Here is a 25356-nt window from a genome sequence, read left to right on the forward strand (position 1 = left end):
AGGCGCCGAAACCGGGCCAGCTACAGTCCATTCCGTGTCGACGAGCCACGCAGTTCTTGTCCTTCTCGCGGGTCTGGGCGCGGGTGCCATCAACGCCGTCGTCGGCTCGGGCACTTTGATCACCTTTCCCACCCTGGTCGCCATGGGCTACCCGCCGGTGACGGCGACGATGTCGAACGCCGTCGGCCTGGTGGCCGGCAGTGTCTCGGGAACGTGGGGCTACCGCCGCGAATTGAGCGGACAGTGGGATCGGCTGCGCTGGCAGATACCCGCGTCGATCGTCGGCGCCGGGTTGGGCGCCTGGCTGCTGTTACACCTGCCTGACCGGGTCTTCATCCAGGTGGTGCCGGTGTTGCTCGTCGCGGCGTTGATCCTGGTGATCGTCGGACCGCGGATCCAGTCGTGGGCTCGTCGGCGGGCTGAGAGTTCCGGTCAGTCGGCTGACCACGTGTCGCCACGCCGAATGGCCGCTTTGGTGGCCAGCACCTTCCTCATCGGCATCTACGGCGGTTATTTCACTGCCGCGCAGGGAATCATGCTCATCGGCGCGATGGGAGCGCTGCTTCCCGAACCGGTGCAGCGAACCAATGCCGCGAAGAACTTGCTGGCACTCATTGTCAATATCGTTGCGGCGCTGGCGTATACCGTGACCGCCTTCGATCGGGTGAGTTGGGCGGCGGCCGGGCTCATCGCGGGAGGTTCGCTGATCGGCGGCTGGCTGGGCGCGCACTACGGCCGTCGACTGTCGCCGAACGCGCTGCGAGCCACGATCGTCGTGGTCGGGTTGATCGGCTTGTACCGCCTGCTGGCCCCCTGAGCCTCAGCCCTGCTGGACGACGTTGTCGAAACCGGACTTACTGATTTTCGGGCTTCCGGTGTGAAACGTGACGTGGTTGCCCGAACCTGAGGCCTGGATCGCGTCAGCCGCGTCGAGGGTGATCTGGTTCTGGATACCGGAGACGTTGACGCTGGCGCACTGGCCGGTGATCGTCACGATGTTGGTGATTCCGCTGACGCTCACGCCGCCGCCGGTGCAGCGGACGGTCCGGACCTCGTTGATGCCGGAGACCGTGACGTTCTCACCCGCCGGCGCCGTCGTCACCGAGGTACCCGGCGTCGGTGTCGCCAGACCCGGCGTGGTCGGAGCTCTCCTCGACGCGGTGGGGCTCGTCGACGACACACTCGGAATGGGCAGCATGGAAGGCAATCCACTGCGCGAGACCTGGTGTGCGCCGAACAGGAAGATCGCCACGGGCAGACACAGCACGCCAATCACGAAGAGCGCAACCAGAATCCAGCGAAGCTGCCCTCGTGTGGGCGTTCCGGTGTACGGGCCGGTGAACGATCCGCCGTAGTCCAGGGGTAACGGTGGCGGCACCGGGGGACCGGATGGCGGCGCCCACTTGCTGGGCGACTGATCCGCCGCGGCTTCGGAGGCGCGCGCCGCGTCGGCCAGCGGCTGTTCCAGTTCCCGGATACGGGCTTCTGGATCATCCTCGGATTTCATTGACCGATGCTCGCATACCACGAACATCGCTGACGGGGCATTCGCATTCGGTAGTTTCTGGAGCGTGCCGGAGTTAGCCAATCGCCAGGTCCTGCTGCGTCGCCGCCCGACCGGGCTGGTCGAGCCGGGGGACACCGAACTCGTGACCACCGCGGCCCCGCAGCCCGCCGAGGGTGAGGCGCTGGTCCGCACCACCTTTGTCGGCCTCGACGCTGCGGTGCGGACCTGGCTCAACGACCAGCAGGGCTATTTGCCGCCGGTCCAGCTGGGCGAGGTGATCCGGGCGGCCGGGATCGGCGAGGTGGTGTCGTCGCGGTGTGACGCCTACGCGGTCGGCGACGTGATCACCACACTCACCGGCTTCCAGGAGTACGTGATCATCCGCGACGACGTGTTCAGCACGCCGATCCCCGGCGAGAGCGATCAGCTGGCGATCATGTCGGTCTACGGACCGACCGGCGCGACCGCGTACATCGGGATGACCGATGTCGGCAAACCGAAAGCCGGCGACACCGTTGTCGTGTCGGCTGCCGCCGGCGCCACCGGCTCGATCGCCGGGCAGATCGCCAAGATCGCCGGCGCTCGGGTCGTGGGCATCGCGGGCGGCCCGGAGAAATGCCGGGCGGTGGTCGAGGACTTCGGTTTTGACGCATGCATCGATTACAAGAACGACGACCTGCCCGCCGCCCTCAAGCAGCACTGTCCCGATCGGGTGAACGTGTACTTCGACAATGTCGGCGGTCCGATCCTGGACGCGGTGCTGGGCCGGCTGGCCATGAACGCGCGAGTCGTGCTCTGCGGCATCATCTCCAGCTACCTCAGCGGCGATCACCCCGGCCCGGTCAACTACGTCAACCTGCTGTCCAAGACGGCGACCATGCAGGGATTCAATGCGCTCGACCAGTGGGGCCGCTTCGACGAGGCCTCGGCCGCGCTGCGGCAGTGGGGCCATGAGGGCCGAATCAAGTCCCGCCAGACCATCTTTGACGGCATCGAGTCCTGCGTCGATGCGCTCAATGGGCTCTTCACCGGAGCGAACATCGGCAAGATGCTGGTCAAGCTCAGCGAGCCGACGACGAGCTGACGGCTTGGATTGCGGCCGCCTTTACGGTCTCCTGTAGGCTCTTCACCTGCTGCCGGTCATGAGGACGGCGGCTTCGGGCTGTGGCGCAGTTTGGTAGCGCACTTGACTGGGGGTCAAGTGGTCGCAGGTTCAAATCCTGTCAGCCCGACTCAGCAGAGTCACCGACCGCTATTTGGTGTCGACGACCAGCACCTCGGTCTTCGCGCGATTGCGGATAGCGCGCGGAACCGATCCGATCAGGCGCCCCACCACCGAGTTCATTCCGACATTGCCGACCACGATGAGATCGGCATTCACGTCCTTCGCCAGCTCGACCAGGGCGTCGACGGGGGCGCCTTCGATCGCCTTTTCTTCGACGTCACGCGCGCCGGCCTGCTTGGCCCGGCCGCTCGCGTCACGGAGCATCGCGTACACGGGCGCGTTGCCCTCGGTCCGGTAACCCTCGCCGGATGCTTGATCGGGATCGGGTCCGCCCGAGCCGGAGTCAGCCGGCAAATGCGCCGACGCCACGATCAGCTTCGCGCCCGACTCGGCCGCGAGCTCGCCGGCTTTGTCAACCGCCCGAAGCGACGTCTCGGACCCGTCGGTTCCGACCAGGATGACCTTGTAATCCGCCACGCTCTTCACTCCCATCACCGTTGATGCTGTGGGTCCGCCTGCCGGCCGGCATCGGACCGCCATCACTATACCGGTGCACAAGTGTTCACTCAAGCACATCGGGGCTGCTAGATGGCGTGGGTAGCGTCGCGGGCCGCACCTGCGGTTATTCCGCGGGGCGCTGCGGTGATGGCCGACCGATCAGGTCGCCGGGGTCGGAACTGCGCCGGATTCGGCGACCGTCGGCGCGACGGCGGACTCGGTTTCGCTGTCCGCCAATGCCTTTCGGTGGCGTCCGTAGGCCAGCTCGAACACCGGGGTCGCCATCAGCGTGGTGACGATCGCGACCAGGACCAGAATGGTGAACAGCGTCGGCGTGATGATGCCCGCCTCGAGGCCGATGTTGAGCAGGATGAGCTCGATCAGGCCGCGGGCATTCATCAACGCACCCAGGGCGATGGATTCGCGGCGTGGGACCTTGTTGAGCCGAGCGGCCACTGTGCACGCGATTCCCTTGCCCGCGATCGAGACGACCAGGATGCCGATCGTGACACCCCACAACGCGGGCGTGTTGACCAGCCCGATCTGCGTGTTGAGGCCTGAATAGACGAAGAAGAGCGGCAGCAGGAAGGTGGTGACGAGCGGTTCGAGGTTGACCGTCAGACGCTCGGCGAAGAATCCGGCCGGCATGGCCACGCCGAGGATGAACGCGCCGAAGATGGCGTAGATGCCGATGGTGTCGGTGAACCAGGCGCACGTCATCAGCAGGATCAGGACCGTGCTCAGCACCGGAGGGGTGACCGCCTGACGACGCTCCGACAGCGTCCCGAAGACGCGAAATACCCTGCGCCCCAACGTGAGCATCAGCGTCGTGTACAGGATGCCACCGACTATCGCGATGACCGCCACCGAGGCGCTGCCGCGGTGGATGGCGAGCACCGTCGCCAGAAGGCACCAGGACAGCGCGTCGTCAACTGCGCCGCACGCCAGCGCAAGCGTGCCCAAAACTGTTCCAGATAGCTGTCTTTCGTAGATGATCCGGGCGAGCATGGGGAAGGCGGTTGTTGCGATCGAGGCGCCCAGAAACATCATTGCCATGATCAGGGTGACGCTCTTGTCGAAGAAGATGCCGCTGGACAACATCGGCACCGCGATCAACGCCCCCAGTGCGAGCGGAAAAAAAATTCCGGCCGCCGACACCGCAGCTGCGGTGCCCATGCGATGTTTGATCAAGTTGACGTCGAAATTCAGCCCGACCAGGAACATGTACAGCACCAGACCGATCTGGGCGGTCGTGTACAGCACGATATTGGCCGGGCCGTGCGGAAAAAGATGGTGCTGGAAATCAGGCGCGATGCGGCCGAGCAGCGACGGGCCCAGCAGGACACCGGCGATCATCTCGCCCACGACGGGCGCCTGCCCGAGTCGCTGAGCCGCCAACCCGGTGAGTCGGCAGGCGATCAGGATGATCGCCAGTTCGAGGATGAAATGGACCGCGGTTGCTGCGGGCATGCCGACATCCTTCTGGGTCGAGGAGTAAAGCGTCGGCTCGCGGGCTCTCGCCTCGTGGTTCGCGGATCCGATGACGCTCGTTGAGCGGCGGGAGCCCCCTGGCAGCCCCTCCTTTTCGGCTTGCCAGAAACCTGCTTTAGTGTAGCTTTTTAAATGTTAAGTAACTGTCCTATCCGAACAGCGGGAGCGGACTCATGGATGTGCAAGCACAGCTGTCACAACTGAGCCCGGATGCGCGGGCCGCGCTGATGCAGAAGATCAAGACGCGACTGGTGGACAGCGATAACGACAGCGCCGGCCCGGCTCACGACGTGGCCATCGTCGGCGGTGGAATAGCGGCTCTGACCCTGGCGATGGAGTTGCGTCTCGCGAGACCGGGCACCCGCGTTCTCATTGTCGAGCCGCGGGCGCATCCGGTGCCCGAGGTCACTCACACCGTCGGTGAGTCGACGGTGGAGATCGCCGCGCAATATCTGCGCGATCGCCTCGACCTGGCCGACCACTTGAACACCGCCCAGCTCCGCAAGATGGGACTGCGGATGTTCTTCACCCACGGCGCGAACAGCGACATCTCCCAGCGGATGGAGCTGGGCAGCTCGTCCTTCACCCCACAAGTCACCTATCAGATCGACCGCGGCAGGCTCGAAAACGAACTCAACCGGCGATGTCTCGCCAGCGGAGTCGAGATCACCGCCGGGCGGGTGACATCCGTCGAACTCGGTCACGGCGGGCATCCCCACACCATCTCCATCCAGCAGGACGAGGACACCAGCGTCACCACTGCCCGCTGGGTGGTCGACGCATCCGGCCGCAACCGGACGCTGCCTCGACAGTTGGATTTGAAGCGCTCCAACGAGCACCACTGCAATGCCGTCTGGCTTCGCGTCGCGACAGAAATAGACATCGGCCAATGGAGTGACGATCCCGATTGGCAGGCGCGCCTTCGCGAAGGCGATCGGGCGATGTCCACCAATCACCTGATGGGTGAAGGCTATTGGGTGTGGCTGATCCGACTCGCATCTGGTTCGACCAGCGTGGGTATTGTCGCCGACCCGGCGTTCCACGACTTCGACAGTTTCAACACCCTGGCCAAGGCCCAGTCCTGGCTGGCCGAACACGAGCCACAGTGCGCCGCCGTACTGCAACAGAGTGAGCACCTGATCCAAGACTTCAGGGTGATGAAGAAGTACAGTCACAGCTCCACCAAAGTCTATGACGCACAGAATCGTTGGTGCCTGACCGGTGACTCCGGCGTCTTCCTCGACCCGTTGTACTCGTCCGGACTGGACCTGGTCGCGATCGGTAACGGACTCATCACCGACATGATCACCCGTGAACTCGATGGCGAGAACGTCGTCGCACGGTCCGCGATAGACGACTCGTTGTTCCGTTCGCTGACCGACATGTGGCTCAACATCTACTGCGACCAGTACACGCTCATGGGCTCGCCCGCGGTGATGTCGGCGAAGGTCATCTGGGACATCGCTTTCTACTGGGGCTTTTTGGGTTTGATGTACAGCAACGGCCGATTCGTCAGTGTCGCCGACGATCCCGGGGTGGTCCCGCACCTGGAGGGTCTCATCGAGCTGAGCAATCGGATGCAACAATTCTTCCGCGAGTGGGCCGCGGTCGAGAATGCCCGTCCCTCTTCGCGTTTCGTCGACCTGTACTCGCAGCACAATTTCATGGTGACGCTGCACACCGCGATGATGGGTACGGTCCCGGACTTCGCCAGCCAATTCGATGCGAACGTCCTGCTACTCCGGCAACTTGCCGGCCAGCTGATCGAAACGATCCTCACCGACAAGTGCGCCGACTTCTCTGACGACGACGTCGTACATCAGGTGCAAGCCTGGCAGCGCGACTCGTTTCTACAGGAGCTCCGATCCGTCTACCGCCAGGGTCGGGATGCCGAACCGCTCAGCCGGGAGTGGATCGTCCGGACCGCACCCGCACTCGAATTCAGTTGAGCACGCACGGATCAAAGTTGGTGAACGGCGTGCGCTCTTACGCACCACAGGTCATTAGGGTGTGCCGATGAACCTGCCGGTCGAACCAGGCACGCAGCAGCCGCTCGCCATCGTCGGCGTCGGCTGCCATTTTCCGGGCGGCGCGCTCACACCGGCCGGCTACTGGGATCTGCTGCGCCACGGTGTCGATGCGACCCGTGACGTCCCCGAAACGCGGTGGAACGCAGACAAATACCACGACTCCAACCCGAAAAAAGTCGGGAAGATGGTGACCCGCCGGGGCGGGTTCCTCCACGAGATCGATCAGTTCGATCCTCAGTTCTTCGGTATCTCACCCCGGGAAGCCAATCTCATCGATCCGCAGCAACGCCTGTTGCTCCGGACCACCTGGGAAGCCCTGGAGGACGGCGGCATCTCCGCCGAGAGTCTGGCCGGCACCGATGTCGGCGTATTCGTCGGCGGTTTCACCCTCGACTATCAACTGCTGCAGAATCAGGGCCGCACCAGCCGCTATCGCTTCAAGACCCATTCCGCCACCGGAATGATGATGACGATGCTGGCCAATCGCATCTCCTACGCGTTCGATTTCCGCGGTCCCAGCATGACCATCGACACCGCATGCTCCAGCTCGCTGGTCGCGGTACACCTTGCCGCGCAGAGCATCTGGAACGGCGAGTGCGATCTGGCACTCGCAGGCGGCGTCAACATCATGATCGGTCCCAACACGGCGATCGCCGAATCCAAGAGCGGGTTTCTCGCCCCGGACGGCCGATGTAAGGCCTTCGATCAATCCGCTGACGGGTACGCCCGGGGAGAGGGCGGCGGGATCGTCGTCATCAAGACCCTGGAGCAGGCACTGCGCGACGGCGACGACATCTACGCGCAAATCCTCGGCACCGCGGTGTCCCAGGACGGCCATACCGACGGGATCACCGTACCGAGTGCCGATGCGCAGCAGGCCGCGATCACACATGCGTTGCGCCGAGCCGGCATTCATCCCAATGAAGTCGGTTACGTCGAGGCCCACGGCACCGGCACTCCGGTCGGCGATCCCATCGAAGTCCAGGCCCTGGCGAGCGCACTCGCCGCCGAACGTCCGGCCACTCAGCCTCTGTTGATCGGGTCGGCGAAAACCAACATCGGCCATCTCGAGGCCGGCGCAGGCGTTGCCGGACTCATCAAGGCAGCGCTGGTCGTCAAGCACGGCTACATTCCGGCGAACCTGCATCTCCGCGAACCCAGTGACCAGATTCCGCTGGGGGACTTGGCTATCGACATCCCTCGAACCGGCCGCCCGTTTCCCGACAGCGACCGGCGCATCGCCGGGGTCAATTCGTTCGGCTTCGGCGGCACCAATGCCCACGTCGTGCTCGCGGAGCCACCCGCACCGCCGGTTGCCCGCGTTGAAGGCCCGCCGTCGCAGCCTTTGCCCGCCCTGCTGCCGATATCGGCACGCGCCGAGGACGCGCTCATGGCCACCGCACGTCGACTGGCCGACCATCTGGGTGCACACGACGACCTCACACTGCTCGATCTGGGCTACACACTCGGACAGCGCCGCTCCCACCTGAACTACCGCCGGACATTGGTCGCAGACAGCATCGCCGATGCCCGACAACAACTTCGGGCTCTCGCGGACGGCGGTCACCTTTCGGCGAGCCGCACCGGCCCGTCGGCGTCCAAGCTGGCTTTCGTCTGCACCGGCATGGGGCCGCAGTGGTGGCGGATGTGCCGGGGCCTGCTCGACGTGTATCCGGTGTTCACCGAGAGCATCATGCGAAGCGACCGCGAGCTGTCTCGCTATACGAACTGGTCATTGATCGACGAGCTACGCGCCGACGAAATCGACTCTCGGATGGCCGAAACCGAGTTCGCGCAACCCGCCAACTTCGCCATCCAGGTCGCGCTGGCCGAGCAGTTGAAAGCGTTCGGGATCACCCCGGACGGGGTGATCGGACACAGCGCCGGCGAGATGGCCGCCCACTATCTGGCCGGAGTTCTCACCTTCGAACAGGCGATTCTTGTCACGTATCACCGCAGTCGGCTCCAGCAGCGCACCAGCGGCCTCGGTCGGATGCTCGCGGTCGGACTCAGCGCCGAGGCGTTCATGCAGGCAATCGACACCCGAACACGCGATGCCATCGGACACCGGGTTTCGATCGCCGCGATCAACGGGCCGTCGACCGTCACCGTCGCCGGCGACAGCGACGTGCTCGCGGACATCGCCGGCCAACTCGACGATCGTCAGATCTTCAACCGTTTCCTCAACGGACGAGTGCCTTACCACACCCACTACATGGAGGCCATCCGGGACGAGTTGGTCTGTGCCTTAACGGATCTCAAGCCAGGCACCGCGACCGTCCCGCTGTACTCGACGGTGACCGGTGAGCGGCTGGACGGCTACGCCGACGGCAGCGGATATTGGTGGCAGAACACCCGGGCGACCGTCCTGTTCGAGCCGGCGGTTCGCCGGATGCTCGACGACGGCTACACGCACTTCGTCGAGCTGGGGCCACATCCGGTTCTGGCCGCATCACTGTACGAAGTGGCCGCGAACCGGCAAACGGAATCCGTTGTGCTGGCAGCTCAGCGACGTGACGACGACGACGCCCGCACCCTGATGAACTGCCTCGGTGCACTTCATTGCCACGGCCACCAGGTTTCGTGGGACGCGCTCTATCCGCGCCAGGCAGCGAGACTGCTCAAGCTTCCGTTGTATACGTGGCAATCCAAGCGGTACTGGAACGAAACCCAGGAGGCCGCCGAGGATCTGCACTACAAACCGATACACCCGCTGCTGGGGCAGCCGGTCAGCGGGATCCACCCGACGTGGGAAGTCGAGTTGAACGCCGCCACCGCCCCGTTCCTTGCCGACCACCGGGTGCAGGGCAGCGTCCTCGTACCCGGCGCGGTGTACGTCGAAATGGCCTTGGCCGCAGCGAAAGAGGTGTACGGGTCCACCGACTACAGCGTGGACGATCTAGAGCTGCTGCGAGCCGTCATCCTCGACGAGACCTGTGACCCGGTTCTGCGGACCACCCTCCACCGCGAGACGGGGAGCCTGGAATTCGCCGCCTTGACCGCCACTTCCGGGGGTGAGGTCAAGTGGACTGTGACGGCGACCGCGGAACTCAACATCCTGGCGCCCGCCCCTGAGCTCGCCGAGACTGCGCGGCCCGCAGCATCCGTCACCACCATCGACCGAGACGAGTTCTACACCCGCGCCGGCGCGGTCGGATTCGAGTACGGCGAGGCTTTTCAGAGTATTGCCGGCATCACGTCCGGGGATGGCTGGGCGACAGCGGAGATCGTGGTTCCGGAACAGATCGGCGAAGACCTCGATCAGTACCGATTCCACCCGGCGCTCATCGACGGCGCTTTCCAAACACTGATCGGGACAACTCTTTTCACCGACGATCGCGGAGAAGACGCCTACCTTCCCACCCGAGTGCGGCGCAGCGCGATCTACCGGGCACCCGAACCGCACATGACGGCCCGAGTCACGGTGGTGTCGGCCACCAGAGACGAGATCGAAAGCGACATCACCCTCCTCGGCGCCGATGGAGCGCCGCTGGCCGTATTCACCGGTTTCACGTTGCAGTCGCTGGGTGCCTCGTCGCGCATGTCACCGGAGCGGGTGGACAAAGGACTCTACGAGATCGACTGGGTCGCCCGCCCTGAGATGTCGTCTGAGCAGGCCGAGATCCCGGCTCCGCCAGAGAGCTTGTCCTGGTTGGTGTTTCTCGACACCGGTGGCGTCGGAGCTGCACTCGCCGACCAGCTCCGCCGCGGCGGCCACCGCGTCCGGGGAGTGCTGTACCAGCCGGTCGACGAGCTGACGAAAGTCGACGGCGGATACGCGGTGAACCCGCGGCAACCCGAACACCTGCAGCAGCTGATCGAAACGCATCTCGCCAACGAGGGTGACCTCGCCGGCATCATCAACTGCTGGCCACTGGACATCGGCACCGAATCCATCGGCCGGCATGCCAGGGCAGACGACGACGGGAGCGAAATCCTCGGCGTTTTCCCGGTCCTGCACCTCGCCAAAGCCTTCGCGCAGAACGACACCGCGGCGCGGCTGTATCTGATAACCGGAAATGCCCAGCCCGCGTCTGGTACCGAGCCGCTCGCCGTCGAGCAGGCTGCCGTGTGGGGCCTGGGACGGGTTGTGGGCCATCAGGAGTTCGCCGACCGATGGGGCGGGCTGATCGACATCGACGGCGCCGACGACCAAGCCGAGACCGCTGCTCGTGTCTGCGGGCACATCCTGGCCGCCGATTCCGAGGACCAGATCGCCATCCGTGGCGGCACCGTCTTCGTTCCGCGTCTTCGTCAGGCCAGCAGCCTGACGCAAGCCTTCCCCACCAAACTCACACCCAATGCGACCTACGTCGTGACCGGTGGAACCGGAGCCCTCGGCCGCGTCGTCGCTGTGTACCTTGCTCAGCGCGGAGCCCGTCACATCGCCCTGCTGTCGCGCAGCGAGATCCCGCCGCGGGACCAATGGGCGACGCTGCCTGACGATCACCGGCATCACGCGACGGTCGCCGCCATCCGCGCGGTCGAACAACTCGGCGCCCAGGTGACCACCGCAAGCGTCGACATCACCGATCCCGGCCAGGTACAGGACTGGGTGACCGGACTGGAGCGCGCCGGAAATCGTCCGGTGCGCGGCGTCATCCACGCCGCGGGATCCGTCGAAGACCGTCTCCTGGTGAACATGACCGAAGACGACTTCACCACAGTGCTGTCGCCGAAAGTCGATGGTGCACGGGCGCTGCACAACGCATTCCGTGACACGGACTTGGAGTTCTTCGTGATGTTCGGGTCCGCGGGGTCAGTGGTCGCGTCACCCGGGCAGGGCAATTACGCCGCGGCGAATGCGGTCCTCGACGCCTTCGCGCATTATCGGCAGGCTCAGGGTCTACCCGCCCTCACCATCGGCTGGGGCCCGTGGTCAGTGGGAATGGTCGAGGAACTCAAACTCGAGAAAACCTACGCACAGCGGGGAATCGAGCTGATCACTCCCGCCGCGGGCGCGCGCATCCTCGATCGGCTGATCCGCCAGAAGACCCCGCACGTCATCGCGATCAGCGCCGACTGGATCAAGGCCCGCCGCGCGGGCCTCACCGGGCAGTTGCCGCCGATGTTCTCCGAACTGGGCGCCGCCGAGACTTCCGCTGAGACAGGCGATTCGGACTCGTCCATGCTCGATCATCTGGCCGCGTGCCCGGAAGCCGACCGGCTCGCCGTGGTCACCGGCCACGTCAGACAGATCGCCGCCGCCGTCTTCGAGCTCGCGGTCGATGACATCGGCGTGGACGACACCCTCGACGACATCGGCCTGGACTCCTTGATGGCCATGGAGTTTCGACTCAGGGTCAATGCCGTGTTCGCGATCGACCTTCCGCTCCTCGAGCTCCTTCGAGGCGTCAGCGTGAACACACTTGCGGTTAGAATCCTCCGCGACCTGCACTTGACGAGCGCCGGCCCGGCGGCCGCCGATGAGGAACCGGAGCCCACCGATGCCGACGGCGACATCGAGAGCGTGATCGACCAACTCTCCGAGGCCGAACTCCGTGACATGCTGGCCGAACTCGAGAAGCAGGACGAGGCACGGTCGTGACCTTGGCGGTCCACGTTCGCGGTCTGGCGAAGTCCTATGGCCGGCTGCAGGCGGTCCGGCATGTTGACCTCGATGTCGGACACGGCGAGGTCTTCGCGATTCTCGGTCCCAACGGAGCGGGCAAAACGACGATCATCGAGATCCTCGAGGGGCACCGCAAGCGCGACTCCGGTCACGTGAGCGTGCTGGGGGAGGATCCGGGAACCGCGGGTCGACGCTGGCGTGCTGAAATCGGCATCGTTCTGCAGGAGGTCAGTGACGCCGGCATGCTCACGGTCGCTGAAACCGTCCGAATGTTCGCGAAATGTTATGGCAAGGCCCGTGTCCCGGAGGAAGTACTGGCACTCGTCGGACTCGGCTCGGTGTCCGAGTCCAAGGTGAGGACGCTGTCCGGGGGCCAGCGGCGTCGGCTCGACGTAGCGCTCGGCATCATCAATGTCCCGAAGTTGCTCTTCCTCGACGAACCGACCACCGGGTTCGATCCCGAAGCGAGACTGCAGTTCTGGGAACTCATCCGGCTCCTGGCCGCCGGCGGCACGACGATCCTGCTCACCACCCACTATCTCGAGGAAGCCTCCGCGCTGGCCAATCGGGTCGCCGTCATCGCCGGTGGCCAGGTCATGGCGGTCGACTCGCCGCACAACCTGATCAGATACGTGAGCTCATCGGCGACGGTCCGGTGGCGCGCCGGCGGCGAAATCCAGACGCGGGTGACCGACCGACCGACAGAACTGATCAGGCAGGCGTCCCAGGACGGCGCCGAACTCAGCGAGTTGACGGTCTCTCGGCCGACGCTGGAAGACGCCTATCTTCAGCTGATCGGGCGCAGCTGATGAACGCCGATCGCGTGGTCGCACCGCCCCGTCGGCGACACGCCCAGCCGGCGCCGCCACTCCCGACGCCGGTGCGGATCGGCTTCTCGCGGGTCGTCCCCGAACTGAAGATGTTCTACCGCCGTCCCGAGCAGCTGGTGCTGACCTTCTCGTTGCCGGCGGTGATCTGTGTGCTGCTCGGTTCGATCTTTTCGACCAAGCTCCCCAACACCGAGACCAGCACCGGTGCCGTGATCGCGGCCAGCATGCTGGCCTACGGAATCCTCTCCACCTCGTTCATCAACCTCGGCATCAGCATTGCCGCCGATCGCGACACCGGTGCGCTGCGGCGGCTCCGGGGGACGCCCACGACCGCGCTGTCCTATTTCGTCGGAAAGATCTGTCTGGTCGCGATCGTCAGCCTCGCGGAGGCCTTTCTGCTGATGGCCGTGGGATTGCTCTTCTTCGACTTGCACCTACCGACAACCCTTTTCGGCTGGTTCACGCTGACCTGGGTGTTTTTGTTGGGAACCGTGAGCTGCTCGTTGCTGGGCATCTTCATCAGCAATCTGGCCAGTAACGCGGTCGCGGCCGCTGTCGTCACCAACGGACCGGCGGTGGGCCTGCAGTTCGTGTCGGGCACCTACGTCCCACTCGTCGTGCTTCCGACGTGGATGTTGGTCATCGGATCAGTATTTCCGGTCAAGTGGATGGCGCAAGGCTTTCGATCGGTTCTGCTTCCGCCGAAGATGGCCGCCTTCGAGCCGGCCGGCAACTGGGAACACTGGCACATCTTCTTCGTGCTGTCCGCATGGACGATCGGCGGTCTCGCAGCCTGTCTCGCGGTGTTCCGGTGGTCGGACCGTCGCTGATCAGGACCGGGTGGCCAGCAGCTGTTCGGCCGCCCGTCGACCACTCACCAGGGCACCCTGAATGGACGCGGTGTCCCGGTGGTCGCCGCACCACCAGAGGCCATCATCGACGGCCACCGACTGACGCACTTGCAGCGGTGCCGGCTGGGCCGGAAGCGCGTGGCGGATGATGTTGCGGGTCAACAGTTTCCACGGTCTGCCGTCGGCTCCCAGGATGTCAGCTGCGTGCCTGCGCGTTTCGCTCTCCGGGGGAGCTGACCCGTCGGCGGTCAGGAGAGCCGAAGCGGCGACCAGATGCCGTCCGCTCGGGGCGTAGCTCGGCACGGCGGCACTGATCACCGCGGTGTTGAGCACCGGCCCCGGCGCGGGATCGCGACCATCGACCCACAACATCGGTTCCGTGGTCGGCGCCTCGTCGGCCGACCACCATTCGGTGACCACGCCGTGCGTGGCCGGGGGAGTCGAGTCGGTCAGCGCGGCGGCGGCCACCGGATCAGTCGCCACGACGACGTCCTTCGCGCGCACACTGCCGGCCGGCCCCGACACCAGCCACCCCGAACCGCCGCGTTCGATCCGGCTGACGGGACTGCTCAACACGATTCGACCAGTCAGACGCTCCGCCATCAGTCGCGGAAGTGCCTGCATTCCCGCTGCAGGCAAAGCCGGCACCCCGAGCACGAAAACGCGAGCCAGCAGCAGCGCGAAGGCGTTGGACGTGCTTCCGGTGTCCTCGAGGACCACTCCGGCGAGGAAGCGGTCGATCACACGCCGCAACTCGCCGCCCACCCCGGCTTTGTCCAACGCCGCTTTCAGCGTGACGTCGTCCGCCGTATGGGATTTGAGCGCGCCGGGACGCAGCGCCGGAAGGATCCATCGCAGGACGGCGACGACGTCACCGGGCCGAACGGCGCCGGAGGTCAGCATCTTCGGCACGCGCGTGGGTGCGCGCAGGGGATGGGCCAGCACCGCCGACGAGGTTTGTCGCCGCACCGCGACACCCGCGGCGAACGGCTGGAGATCGAGCGCGGTCACGTCGAGGGTGCGCTTCAACTCGGAATACGCCGGATTCAGCACTTGGAAGCCGCGATCGCAGAGGAACCCGTCCACCGAATCGGTACGGACCCGGCCGCCGACCTCTGCGTCCTGTTCCCAGATTCGGACGTCGCGGCCCGCAGCGGCGATCAGTCCGGCGCATCGCAGGCCGGCCAGTCCCGCGCCGATGACCAATACGTCGACGGCATCCTCGGCCACTGCCTGCTCCTTCGCCCGAAAGTCCTGTGGTGCGACTGCGGGCACACATGGTGGTCCGTCTGCAGCTGCGCGACTACCGCCACATTGCCACGATGCGCGCGATTGAAACCCGGTGGCCGGCCCAACGGCATAAATCGTGAGCAAAATGGGAATCCCGCTCCACCGAGGCTCGACGTTCGCCTGGTCAGGCCCGGTGGCGAGGCCTGTGGAGCGGCCGAGGCTGGCGTGATGGTCTGAAGGAATGATTGTCTGAGCAGAGCAAATAGAACGTGCATGTTCTGAGGACGCGTCACACCGGTTGAAAGGATGCCAGTGGTCTTCCGCGCAGACCATGAGATCGGTCGCGATCTCGCTGCAGTCGATTGGGCTTCGACACCTGTCGGTCCTGTCGAGGGCTGGCCGCAGAGCCTTCGAACCGCCGTCGACATATTGCTTTCGTCGCGCTTTCCGATGTGGATGGCGTGGGGCCCGCAGCTGACCTTCTTCTGCAATGCCGCCTACCGCCGCGACTCCCTCCGGGACAAGTACCCCTGGGCACTGGGCCGGCCCGCCGACGAGGTGTGGGCCGAAATCTGGCCCGAAGTCGGGCCGCGGGTCGACAGCGTGCTGGCAACTGGGACCGCGACCTGGGACGAGGCGTTGATGCTGCTCCTGGAGCGTTCGGGCTACCGGGAGGAGACCTTCCACACCTTCTCCTACAGTCCGCTGCGCGACGATGAAGCCAACGTCGTCGGCATGCTGTGCGTCGTCAGCGAGGACACTGACCGCGTGGTCGGCGAACGGCGGATGACGACACTGCGCAACCTGGGCTCGGACCCGAGCGTGGTGCGCACCGAGCGACAGATGCTGGACTTCGCGGCCGACCAACTCGCCCACAACCCCTACGACCTGCCGTTCACGTTGACGTACTTGTTCGGCGACGACGGTGCGGCCCATCTCGCCGGCGCAAGTGGCATCGCGCCGGGGCATCCCGCTGCTCCGGCGACCCTGACGCCGGGGGCGGCCACGCGGTGGCCGGTGCAGAAGGCCGCTGCGGGTGAGTCCGAATTGGTCGAGCTCGACGCGCTGCCGGACCTACCCGGCGGTGCGTGGGATCTACCGCCGGAGCGTGCGCTCGTCGTGCCCCTGCTGCAACAGGGCGCCGAACCCCAGGGGTTCTTCGTGGCGGCATTGAATCGGTATCGCCCGTTCGACGACGCTTATCGCGGCTTCATCGAACTCGTCGCCGGTTACATCGCCGCCGGGGTCGCGACGACCCGGAGCTACCAGGCTCAGCAGCAACGGGCCGAGGCCCTGGCCGAACTCGATTCGGCGAAGACCACCTTCTTCTCCAGCGTCAGCCACGAATTCCGTACGCCCCTCACACTCATCCTGGGGCCGGTCAGTGAACTGCTGGGCCAGTCGACGGGGATCGACCAACGGGCCCGGCAGGAATTGGAACTCGTCCAGCGCAACGGCCTCCGGCTGACCAAGCTGGTCAACACTCTGCTCGATTTCTCGCGCATCCAGGCGGGGCGCATGCAGGCGCACTTCGAGCCGACCGATCTGCCCTCGGCGACAGCTGACCTGGCCAGCGTGTTTCGCTCGGCGGTCGAGCGGGCCGGCCTGACCTTCACGGTGGACTGTCCGCCGCTCGACCGTCCGGTACATCTGGACCGGGAGATGTGGGAGAAGGTCATGCTCAACCTGCTCTCCAACGCGCTGAAGTTCACCTTCGACGGCTCCATCACGGTCGCGGTCGACCGCGACGACACCGATGCCGTCGTCACCGTCGCCGACACCGGTATCGGCATACCGGCATCGGAGATGCCGCGGCTGTTCGAGCGATTCCACCGGGTCGAGACGGCTCGGGCCCGATCCACCGAGGGCAGCGGGATCGGTTTGGCCTTGGTCAAGGAACTGGTCGGCATGCACGGCGGCACCATCACCGCCGACAGCCAGGAAGGCACGGGCACGACGTTCGTCGTGCGGTTGCCGTTGGAGGCCGCGCATCCGCCGGCCGGTGAGCCCTCGCCGGCGCCCGGCAGCCGCCCGGGCCCGGGGGTGACCGCGGACCCGTACGTGCAGGAGGCGCTGCGTTGGCTGCCCGGCGAACGCGGGTCGACAACGCCGGCCGACGCGACCACCGCAAGCGTGACTCCGGCCGCCGGGACCGGGGACAGCTCCCGCGTGCTCATCGCCGACGACAACGCCGACATGCGCGAGTATCTGACCAGTCTTCTGAGCAACTCCGGCTACGACGTTGCCGTCGTCAACGACGGACAGCAGGCACTCGATGCAGTTCGCGCAGATCTGCCCGACCTGGTGATCAGCGACGTGATGATGCCGGAACTGGACGGCCTGCAGCTCGTCGCGGCGCTGCGCGCAGACTCGCGGACAGCCGCGGTCCCGGTGCTGCTGCTGTCCGCCCGCGCGGGGCAGGAAGCGTCGATCGAAGGCCTGCAGGCCGGCGCCGACGACTACCTTGTCAAGCCGTTCGCGGCGGCGGAACTGCTGGCCAGAGTGCGGGCCAACATCGAGATGGCGCGGCTCCGAAATCACCAGGCACGCTGGCGTACCGCCATGGTGGACTCTCTGCAGGAGGCGTTTTTCGTCTGCGACCACAGCGGCGCCGTCATCGAGATCAACAATGCGTTCACCGAGATACTCGGTTACGGGTCCGACCAGCTGCCCTATCCGGCCACCCATCCATGGTGGCCCGACGCCGATTCCGACCCCGAGGCTCATCGGCTGGTGGAAGAAGCGTTCGCGGAAATGCTCGGCAGCACACAGGGCAGCTTCACCGTTCCGGTCAATCACCGAGACGGGCACCGGATCTGGGTTGCGGCCACTTTCAGCCATGCCGAGGATCCCAAGACCGGCCAGCAGATGATGGTCGGCACGATGCGAGACGTGACGGCCGAGCATTACGCCGTGCAGCGCCAGACAGCACTGGCGGCATTGAATCAGCAACTGGCGCAAGCAGATACCGTTGACGACGCGCTGCACGGGGCGGCCGAGGAACTGCGGCGCGTCTGGCTGGCGCATCGCGTCCTGGCCGTGACGTTCGCCGGCGACAATGAAACCGCACCGCCGGACGTGATCAGTGCGGGCGATCCGGCGGGCTGGGCTGAGTTGTCCGGTCACACAAGGCATCTGATCGAGTCTCTGCGCGACGCCGACGTGCTGACAACCGTCGCCGAGGAGCCGGGGGCCGCCGGCATCACCCTGCACCACGCCCGCGGAACATCGGTGTTCTGGGTAGAGCTGGCCGAAAGGAGACCTTTCACCCCTGAAGACCACACACTTCTGACGGTGCTCGCCGGACGACTGGGCCAGGGTTTGCAACGTGCCCATGAGGTCGACGAGCAGCGCGAAACCGCGGTGGCACTGCAACACGCGATGCTCGGGCCGGAGAATTTACCCGGGGGCTTCACCGTCCGGTACCGACCCGCGAGCCGGCCGTTGCAGGTCGGCGGCGATTGGTATGACGCCGTCACCCTGGATGCGGGCCGCGTCGCGTTGATCGTCGGAGATTGCGTGGGCCACGGGCTGGCCGCCGCCACCGTGATGGGGCAACTCCGCAGCGCATGCCGGGCCCTGCTGCTCGAAAAATCCAGCCCGAGCGAGGTTCTCGCTGGGCTCGATCGCTTCGCGGCACGGCTGCCGGGAGCCGACTGCACGACCGCGTTCTGCGCGGTGCTGACGGTCGCCACCGGCGAGGTGGTGTATTCCAGTGCGGGCCATCCTCCGGCGATCGTCGTGCACGCCGACGGCGCCACCGAGGTACTCGAGGACGGACAGGGCTTTCCGCTGACGATTCGTCCGCATCAGACTCGTCCCGAGGGCCGTGTCACCATTCCGGCCCGCTCGACGCTGCTGTTATACACCGACGGATTGGTCGAACGTCGCGGCGACTCGCTCGAAGACGGCATGGCTCGCGCCGCCGACCTCGTCGGTAGTGGCCGGTCGCGGGGACTCGACGAACTCGCCGACGAACTGATGACCGGTCTCGAGCCCACCGGAGGCTACCCCGACGACGTCGCCATCCTGCTGTATCGCCAGCCGGCGCCGTTGAAAATGGATTTCCCGGCCGACGTACGGAATCTCGAGCCCAGTCGGGCGGCTCTGCGCAGCTGGCTGACCGACGTGGGCGTCGATCCAGAGCAAATCCAGGACATGCTCGTCGCCACCGGCGAAGCGGTCGCCAATGCGATCGAACACGGTCACCGCACCCGGCCCGAGGGCATCATTTCACTGCGCGCGACCGCGGTCGTGGACGGACTACATGTGAGCGTCGTCGACAGTGGCGTGTGGAAGATTCCGCGACAGGTGCCCAGCGAATATCGCGGCCGCGGCCTCACTCTCATGCGATGTTTGGTCCACGACTTGAGCATTCACTCCAGTGAGGCAGGAACTACGGTTCACATGTACGCAAGGATCACGTGATGATGACCCCGCTCACCCTCAACACCGACCGTGGCGTCGACGGGACGCCGCGAGTGACGGCGGCGGGCGAGATCGACATCAGCAACATTCACGTGTTCACCGAAGCGCTGACCGCGGCCAGCGAAGGCAACAGCAAACCGATCACCGTCGATATGAGCGCGGTGAAATATCTGGACAGCGCAGGCGTCAACGTCTTGTTCAAACACGCCGACGCCATTGACAGCCTGCACCTGATCGTCCACCCTCTGCTGGTGCGCGTGCTGTCGATCACCGGTCTCAGCGACATTGCGACGGTCGAGTCGGCGCCATCTGACCCGAGCCGAAACAGTCGATGACAGTGCCTAGTGGCCTTTGTAGCGACGCAACTGGACCGCGCCGTTGGCCGCAGCGGCGACACCCGCAATCAGCAACGCCATGGACGCCACTGCTGTCGCAGCCAGACCGACCGCCCCGTGCAGCGGCACGTTCACGAACAACGACAGCACGATCAGAACGGCACCGGCGGCGATCAGGACGCGGGCACGAGCCATCGGTCAAACCTCCTGAGTATCAACAGCAGTCAGGGTAGGCGACGTTACTTTGAGGTACCTGAGGATAATCGAGCCGTGACTTCACCGGTCGGCCGTCGATGACCGCGGCCGCGTTGACATTCGGCGCCGCCGTCATCGAACTCGGCGGGCTCATTGCCCTGGGCGTTCTGCTGGCGGTGTCTCGGCACCAGCTGAAAGAGACCAGAGCACAGCTCGAACGCGCTCGGCAACCGCGGACCGGCCGGCGCCGGCGGCGTCCCGGGCTCGCCCCGTTCGCCATCAGGACGGCGTGGCGAACGGCTGACTCACTGATGACCAAAGGTATTGGCGCGACTGTCCGTAACTCGGTGGAGGATCTGGCCGGCTGGGCACAGGTCGAACGTCCCGATCTGGCACGGCTCACCGCGAACGGCGACGTGGTGATCGTCTTCTCCGACATCGAAGACTCCACGCTCCACAACGAAGAACTGGGGGACCAGGACTGGGTCAAGCTCCTCGAGCGCCACAACCGGCTCATCGAGAAGCGCGTCGCCGAACACAGCGGGCACGTCATCAAGACCCAGGGCGACGGTTTCATGATCGCGTTCGCCGATGCCGAGCAGGCCGTGTCGTGCGGGATCGGTGTGCAGCGAGACCTGCTCGACAAAGCAGAACAATGGGGCGGAATCCGCGTCCGGATCGGTATCCACATCGGTCCGTCGGTCCGACGCGGAGACGACCTGTTCGGTCGCAACGTCGTGATGGCCGCCCGAATCGCCGGGCAGGCGGTGGGCGGCGAGATCCTGATCAGTGAAGCGGTACGAGACGCCGTCGACGGTGCGGCCGGAATCGAATTGGGCGCGCCGCGTGAGGCCGAACTCAAAGGCCTGCAAGGGACCTACAGTCTTTTCGCCGTCGCGATTCCCGACCGGTCGATCAAGGCCTGATTTCCACCAGGTCGCTGGGATTGAAATAGCGCTCGGATCCGTCGGTGAACTTCACCGTGCACACTTCCGGCAGAAAAGTGCCGTCGTGTGGGGCCAATTCCGAGACGACCCGGGTCTTCACCCGCTTCCATGCGTCGTCGCCTTCACCATGCTCACGGAGTTGGTAGCCCGGCAAGCGGTTCGTGAGATCGACTGCCCGCAATTGGAGCACCCGGCTAGATGGCGTCGGCATAACTTCTAATTCTGCCCAGTAATTCTTACGAGGAGGTGACGACTAGGTGCTGACCGGAAGCGGATCCCCGGGCCGCCGGCGCACCACTGTCGGCCACCAGAACCACGGACCCAGGATGGTGAGAATGGACGGCACGACGAACGACCGGACGATGAGCGTGTCGAGCAACAGACCGATGCAGACGGTCGAACCCATCTGACCGATGGTCCGCAGGCCGCTGGTGAGCATGGCCAGCATGGTGAACGCGAACACCAGGCCGGCCGACGTGACGACACCGCCGGTGCTGCCGAGTGCGCGGATCAGACCGGTGTGCAATCCGCCGTGCAGTTCTTCCTTGACCCGGTTGATCAGCAGCAGGTTGTAGTCCGATCCCACCGCCACCAGGATGATGAACGTCAGCGGCAAGATCAGCCAGTGCAACGGCAGCCCGATCAGGTGCTGCCAGAGCAAGACTGACAACCCGAACGCACCGGCATACGAGAACGCCACCGTGGCCGGAATCACCAACGCGGCCACCAAGCTTCGCGTGATGAACATCATGATCAAGAAGATCAGTACGAAGGCCGCGATCGCCGCGATGAGCAGATCCGATGCGGCGTATCCCTTGATGTCTTTGTCGGTGGCTCCCGAACCGCCGATGTAGACGCGAGCGCCCGCCAGCGACGTCTCTTTCAGAATCGTCTTGATTGCATCCGGGAACATCTCGACGTGTTCGACACCTTCGGGGCCCATCGCGTCACCCTCGTGGGTGACGATGAAGCGGGCGGCTTTGCCGTCCGGCGACATCATCAGTTTCTCGCCGGTTTTGACGTCCTCGTTGTCGAATCCCTCGTGCGGGATGTAGAAGAAGTCGTCGCTACGGGATCTGTCCCAGTCGTTGCCGACGTTGATCGAGTCGTCGTAGGTCTGCTCGGTCGCGCGGGATTGAAGATCGGCGGAACCGTAGGAGTTGACCAGCTTCGCCTTCAAAGCATCGGTGTCGTCGGCGGTGGCTTTGAGTTGCGCGATGATCTTCGGGAATGTCTTGTCGACTTCCTCGATCGAAATTCGCGCGTAGTTGATGTCTTCAGCCAGCTTGTCGATCTGGTCGACCGTGTCGAATACCGATCTGAACGTCCAGCAGATCGGAATATCGAAACAGTGCTTCTCCCAATAGAAATAGCTTTTGATCGGGCGGAAGAAGTCGTCGAGATTGGACACGTCGTCCCGCACGTCTTCGCTGACCTTTTGTAGATCCGCGATGGTGAGCGCCGTTTGATGCAGCTCGTCGGACACCTTCTGGAAGAACACGATTTCCTTACGCAACACTTCGACGGAGTGCGACTGGATCTCTGCCTGCAAGTCGGTGTTGGTGTTCTGCTCCCTGTTGAACGGCAACTGTTGACCGTTGCCGCTGCCCTGCGTGGTGAACAGATAGGGAATGCTGGCGTGTTCGAGCGGCCGGCCCAGAGGTCTGGTCATGCCCTGCACCATCGCCACACCATTCAGCCGGATCAAGGCTCTGTTGACCCGGTCCAACGAGATGAAGTCCGCCGAATTACGCATGTCGTGGTCGCTTTCGACCATGATCATCTCGGAGAACAATTTGCTCTTGGGGAAATGTCGGTCGGCGGCCTGAAAACCCTGATTCGAGGGCGAGTCGTGCGGCTGGTACTGCCGATCGTCGTAGTTCTGCCGATAGCTCGGCACGAAGATCGCACCCAGCATGACGATGGCCGAACTGGCGACCAGGATCGGCACCGGCCAGCGCACCACGCTCGCGCCGATGCGCCGGTACACGTGTGCCTTGGCGGCCTGTCGCGGATCGAACATCCCGAACAGGCTGCCCACCGTCAGAATCGCGGGACCCAGCGTCAGCGCTGCGCAGATGGTGAAGAGCATGGTGAGCGCGACAGCGGGGCCCATGGTGTGGAAGTAGTTCAAGCGCGCAAACGTCAGGCAGTAACACGCGCCGGCGATCGTCAACCCCGATCCGATGATGATCGGCGTGACGCCCTTGTAGGCGATGTAGAAGCTGTCTTCCCGGCTCTCTCCGGCTTGGCGTGCCTCGTGATAGCGGCCCATCAGGAAGATGCCGTAGTCCGTCCCCGCCCCCAGGGTCAGCGCGATGACGATATTGACTGCGAACGAAGACAATTCGAGCCATCCGTGGTGCCCGAGGAAGGAGATCAGCCCCTTGGCGAACAGCATCTCGATGAGGACGCCGAGCAGCACGGGCAACAGCGTGGGCGGGGAACGGTAGACGAGAATCAACATCACCAGGATGAGCAGGATGGTGATGATCGTGACGTTGTTCAGGCTCGAGTTGGCGATGCTCAAGGTGTCCGAGGCCAGCGGCGCCGCGCCGCTGACGTAAGCCTTGAGTCCCGGCGGTGGCGGGTCTTTGGCGATGATGTCGCGCACCGTGTTGACCGACTCGTTGGCCTGCATCTGGCCGATGTCGCCGGCCAGACGTAGCAACACGTAGGTGCACTTGCCGTCCACACTTTGAGCACCGGCAGCGGTGAACGGTTTGCCCCACAGATCCATCACGTACTGCACGTGTGTGGTGTCGTGCTGGAAGCGCTTCATCAGGTCGTCGTAGTACGCGTGATCCTGGTCGCCCAGCCGTCGGTTCTGCGCCTCGAACACCACCATGGTCAGGTTCGTCGAGTCGGACTCGTGGAACTTCTCGCCGATGTGCAGCAAGGCCCGCTGCGACGGCGCGTAGTGCGGGACCATCGGCCCGGCGAGTTCTTCGGCGACGTCCTCCACCTTGGGTGTGAACGCGGTCATCGTGACCGCGGAAAAGCCCCAGAAGAAGATGAGTGGGATCGCGAATCTACGCACCATTCTGGGAAGGAATGGACGCTTGACCCGAGCTTCATCCAGTCGGTGTTCACTCACGCGGATTTCACCCTGCACTCGACGTCAGCGTCCGGATGATTGTCCGAAGCCTCGGGGACGCCGGATTCCGGCGGCGGTGGCACGCCGTTGACCAGCATGCGGCAGCGCAACGGACCGCCGTGGACGTGTACGGAGACGGCGCCGGATGCGACGGTCAGAGTGGTGGTCTCGTCGTGGGTCCAGGGCTCCTTCGTGAAGGTGACGTCGACCGGATGCGGGTGCCCTTCGATGTCGACGTAGACGATCTTCGCGGCCTTTCCGGCGGGACCGAACACCTGATACGTCAGCCTTTTGACGTTGAACTGCTCCGGCGCCTGTGGACCGTTGACCGTGATGACCGGCTCCGGCTCGGAGAATTGGTGCACCTTGTACATGCACACCAGGCCGACGCCGACGGCGATCACGGCGACCATTGGCATCCAGATTCTTGCCAGGACAGCCCGTCCTTTTGGACGAGGACTCACTCGATCACCTTTCGGAACGCGCTTCCCCAGACCCGTGCTCTGACCGACTCCATCGTCGGCGAACTCATATCAACCAGGTTGATATGGGTTCGTTATGACGTTACCAGTACAGAACGGCAACGACTACAACTTGCGGAACGTTATCACTAGCCCACGGGCTCGGCAGCGCGGAACTGCGGCTCCACAGCCACCACTTCCGTGGTGCGCAGCCGACCCTTGAGCCGCTTCGCGCGTAGCAGTTGGATCGCGAGATTTGTCGAGGTGAACATCGGAATGACGCCGAGGAACGACCGCTCGGACGGCGTGGCCCCCTGCAGATATTCCAGACATCCGAAGACGTAGTACGTCGACAGCGCGAACAACGTGAACGGGATGCAGAAGGCCATCGGGTTACCGCGGATGGCGACGATGCGCTGCGCGTACTCGAACTCCTCCGGCGTCATGGACTCGCGCTTACGCAGTTTCTTGATGACATGCGGCGCCGCGCCGATCTGCTCGCTGAACGGAAGCGTGGGCGTGCGCTCCAGACGCCGCACGTAGATGGTCGCGATCGTCAGCAGGAGCAACGTCACTGCCAAGGCGATCAACGCGAGCAGACCCCAGAAATACGTACTCACACCCAACTCCTTTGCTTTGCCAATCGAACCTAACACCGG

Annotated in this window: 18 protein-coding genes and 1 tRNA gene; 10 read left to right on the forward strand and 9 right to left on the reverse strand. The window is 64.7% G+C overall.

From position 1 onward, the window contains the following. The first annotated feature begins 34 nt into the window (after nucleotides 1-34). Nucleotides 35-817 (forward strand): sulfite exporter TauE/SafE family protein, encoded by a 783-nt coding sequence (locus ACZYW1_RS18470; protein WP_463787916.1) that lies wholly within the window; start codon nucleotides 35-37, stop codon nucleotides 815-817. A gap of 3 nt (nucleotides 818-820) precedes the next feature. Here the strand turns inward: ACZYW1_RS18470 and ACZYW1_RS18475 are convergent, their stop codons facing one another. After that, nucleotides 821-1507: a DUF3060 domain-containing protein gene (locus ACZYW1_RS18475; protein WP_463787917.1), complete on the reverse strand. Its 687-nt coding sequence runs from the start codon at nucleotides 1505-1507 to the stop codon at nucleotides 821-823. Between the two features lie 64 nt (nucleotides 1508-1571). Between ACZYW1_RS18475 and ACZYW1_RS18480 the strand changes: the two genes are divergently transcribed. Continuing rightward, nucleotides 1572-2591 carry an NADP-dependent oxidoreductase gene (locus ACZYW1_RS18480; RefSeq protein WP_463787918.1) on the forward strand — a complete coding sequence of 340 codons (1020 nt, stop codon included), beginning with the start codon at nucleotides 1572-1574 and terminating at the stop codon, nucleotides 2589-2591. 74 nt (nucleotides 2592-2665) lie between these two features. Continuing rightward, nucleotides 2666-2739 (forward strand) — tRNA-Pro (locus ACZYW1_RS18485). A gap of 20 nt (nucleotides 2740-2759) precedes the next feature. Here the strand turns inward: ACZYW1_RS18485 and ACZYW1_RS18490 are convergent. Both ACZYW1_RS18490 and ACZYW1_RS18495 read right to left on the reverse strand, forming a co-directional pair. Next, nucleotides 2760-3209 (reverse strand): universal stress protein, encoded by a 450-nt coding sequence (locus tag ACZYW1_RS18490; RefSeq protein ID WP_463788785.1) that lies wholly within the window; start codon nucleotides 3207-3209, stop codon nucleotides 2760-2762. A gap of 180 nt (nucleotides 3210-3389) precedes the next feature. Next, nucleotides 3390-4700: a cation:proton antiporter gene (locus ACZYW1_RS18495; RefSeq protein ID WP_463787919.1), complete on the reverse strand. Its 1311-nt coding sequence runs from the start codon at nucleotides 4698-4700 to the stop codon at nucleotides 3390-3392. 194 nt (nucleotides 4701-4894) lie between these two features. Between ACZYW1_RS18495 and ACZYW1_RS18500 the strand changes: the two genes are divergently transcribed. The 4 genes from ACZYW1_RS18500 (at nucleotide 4895) to ACZYW1_RS18515 (ending at nucleotide 13983) form a co-directional block, all read left to right on the forward strand. Beyond that, complete coding sequence (locus ACZYW1_RS18500) at nucleotides 4895-6670, forward strand: NAD(P)/FAD-dependent oxidoreductase (RefSeq protein ID WP_463787920.1); 1776 nt, start codon at nucleotides 4895-4897, stop codon at nucleotides 6668-6670. A 67-nt stretch (nucleotides 6671-6737) separates the two neighbouring features. Further along, entirely contained in the window at nucleotides 6738-12299 is a 5562-nt protein-coding gene (locus ACZYW1_RS18505; RefSeq protein ID WP_463787921.1) for a type I polyketide synthase, read from the forward strand. Then, nucleotides 12296-13132, forward strand: coding sequence for an ABC transporter ATP-binding protein (locus ACZYW1_RS18510; protein WP_463787922.1), 837 nt, complete (start codon nucleotides 12296-12298; stop codon nucleotides 13130-13132). The genes ACZYW1_RS18505 and ACZYW1_RS18510 overlap by 4 nt, the downstream gene beginning before the upstream one ends. Then, nucleotides 13132-13983 carry an ABC transporter permease gene (locus tag ACZYW1_RS18515; protein ID WP_463787923.1) on the forward strand — a complete coding sequence of 284 codons (852 nt, stop codon included), beginning with the start codon at nucleotides 13132-13134 and terminating at the stop codon, nucleotides 13981-13983. The genes ACZYW1_RS18510 and ACZYW1_RS18515 overlap by 1 nt, the downstream gene beginning before the upstream one ends. On the opposite strand, the gene ACZYW1_RS18520 is transcribed toward ACZYW1_RS18515, so the two are convergent. Further along, nucleotides 13984-15234, reverse strand: a complete 1251-nt coding sequence (locus ACZYW1_RS18520; protein ID WP_463787924.1) for a flavin monoamine oxidase family protein — start codon at nucleotides 15232-15234, stop codon at nucleotides 13984-13986. 306 nt (nucleotides 15235-15540) lie between these two features. Here ACZYW1_RS18520 and ACZYW1_RS18525 point away from each other — a divergent pair, with 306 nt between their 5' ends. Further along, nucleotides 15541-19662 carry a SpoIIE family protein phosphatase gene (locus ACZYW1_RS18525; protein WP_463787925.1) on the forward strand — a complete coding sequence of 1374 codons (4122 nt, stop codon included), beginning with the start codon at nucleotides 15541-15543 and terminating at the stop codon, nucleotides 19660-19662. Continuing rightward, the gene (locus ACZYW1_RS18530; protein ID WP_463787926.1) at nucleotides 19662-19997 is read left to right on the forward strand and encodes an STAS domain-containing protein; all 336 of its coding nucleotides are present in this window, start codon (nucleotides 19662-19664) and stop codon (nucleotides 19995-19997) included. Before ACZYW1_RS18525 ends, ACZYW1_RS18530 begins: the two co-directional genes overlap by 1 nt. A 6-nt stretch (nucleotides 19998-20003) precedes the next feature. Here the strand turns inward: ACZYW1_RS18530 and ACZYW1_RS18535 are convergent, their stop codons facing one another. Beyond that, nucleotides 20004-20192: a hypothetical protein gene (locus ACZYW1_RS18535; RefSeq protein WP_292989586.1), complete on the reverse strand. Its 189-nt coding sequence runs from the start codon at nucleotides 20190-20192 to the stop codon at nucleotides 20004-20006. A gap of 98 nt (nucleotides 20193-20290) precedes the next feature. Here ACZYW1_RS18535 and ACZYW1_RS18540 point away from each other — a divergent pair, with 98 nt between their 5' ends. After that, nucleotides 20291-21118, forward strand: coding sequence for an adenylate/guanylate cyclase domain-containing protein (locus ACZYW1_RS18540; RefSeq protein ID WP_463787927.1), 828 nt, complete (start codon nucleotides 20291-20293; stop codon nucleotides 21116-21118). Here ACZYW1_RS18540 and ACZYW1_RS18545 read toward each other — a convergent pair. From ACZYW1_RS18545 to ACZYW1_RS18560, 4 genes are all read right to left on the reverse strand, one after another. Continuing rightward, nucleotides 21108-21350 carry a hypothetical protein gene (locus ACZYW1_RS18545; RefSeq protein WP_463787928.1) on the reverse strand — a complete coding sequence of 81 codons (243 nt, stop codon included), beginning with the start codon at nucleotides 21348-21350 and terminating at the stop codon, nucleotides 21108-21110. The two genes, ACZYW1_RS18540 and ACZYW1_RS18545, sit on opposite strands and share 11 nt — an antisense overlap. A 42-nt stretch (nucleotides 21351-21392) precedes the next feature. Next, the gene (locus ACZYW1_RS18550; RefSeq protein ID WP_463787929.1) at nucleotides 21393-24182 is read right to left on the reverse strand and encodes an MMPL/RND family transporter; all 2790 of its coding nucleotides are present in this window, start codon (nucleotides 24180-24182) and stop codon (nucleotides 21393-21395) included. Nucleotides 24183-24232: 50 nt separating this feature from the next. Continuing rightward, entirely contained in the window at nucleotides 24233-24655 is a 423-nt protein-coding gene (locus tag ACZYW1_RS18555; RefSeq protein WP_463787930.1) for an MmpS family transport accessory protein, read from the reverse strand. 191 nt (nucleotides 24656-24846) lie between these two features. After that, a complete protein-coding gene (locus ACZYW1_RS18560; RefSeq protein WP_463787931.1) occupies nucleotides 24847-25317 on the reverse strand; it encodes a hypothetical protein in 471 nt (156 codons plus the stop codon). Between the last annotated feature and the right edge of the window lie 39 nt (nucleotides 25318-25356).

It is taken from the genome of Mycobacterium sp. IDUB_36 (genome assembly GCF_055419225.1).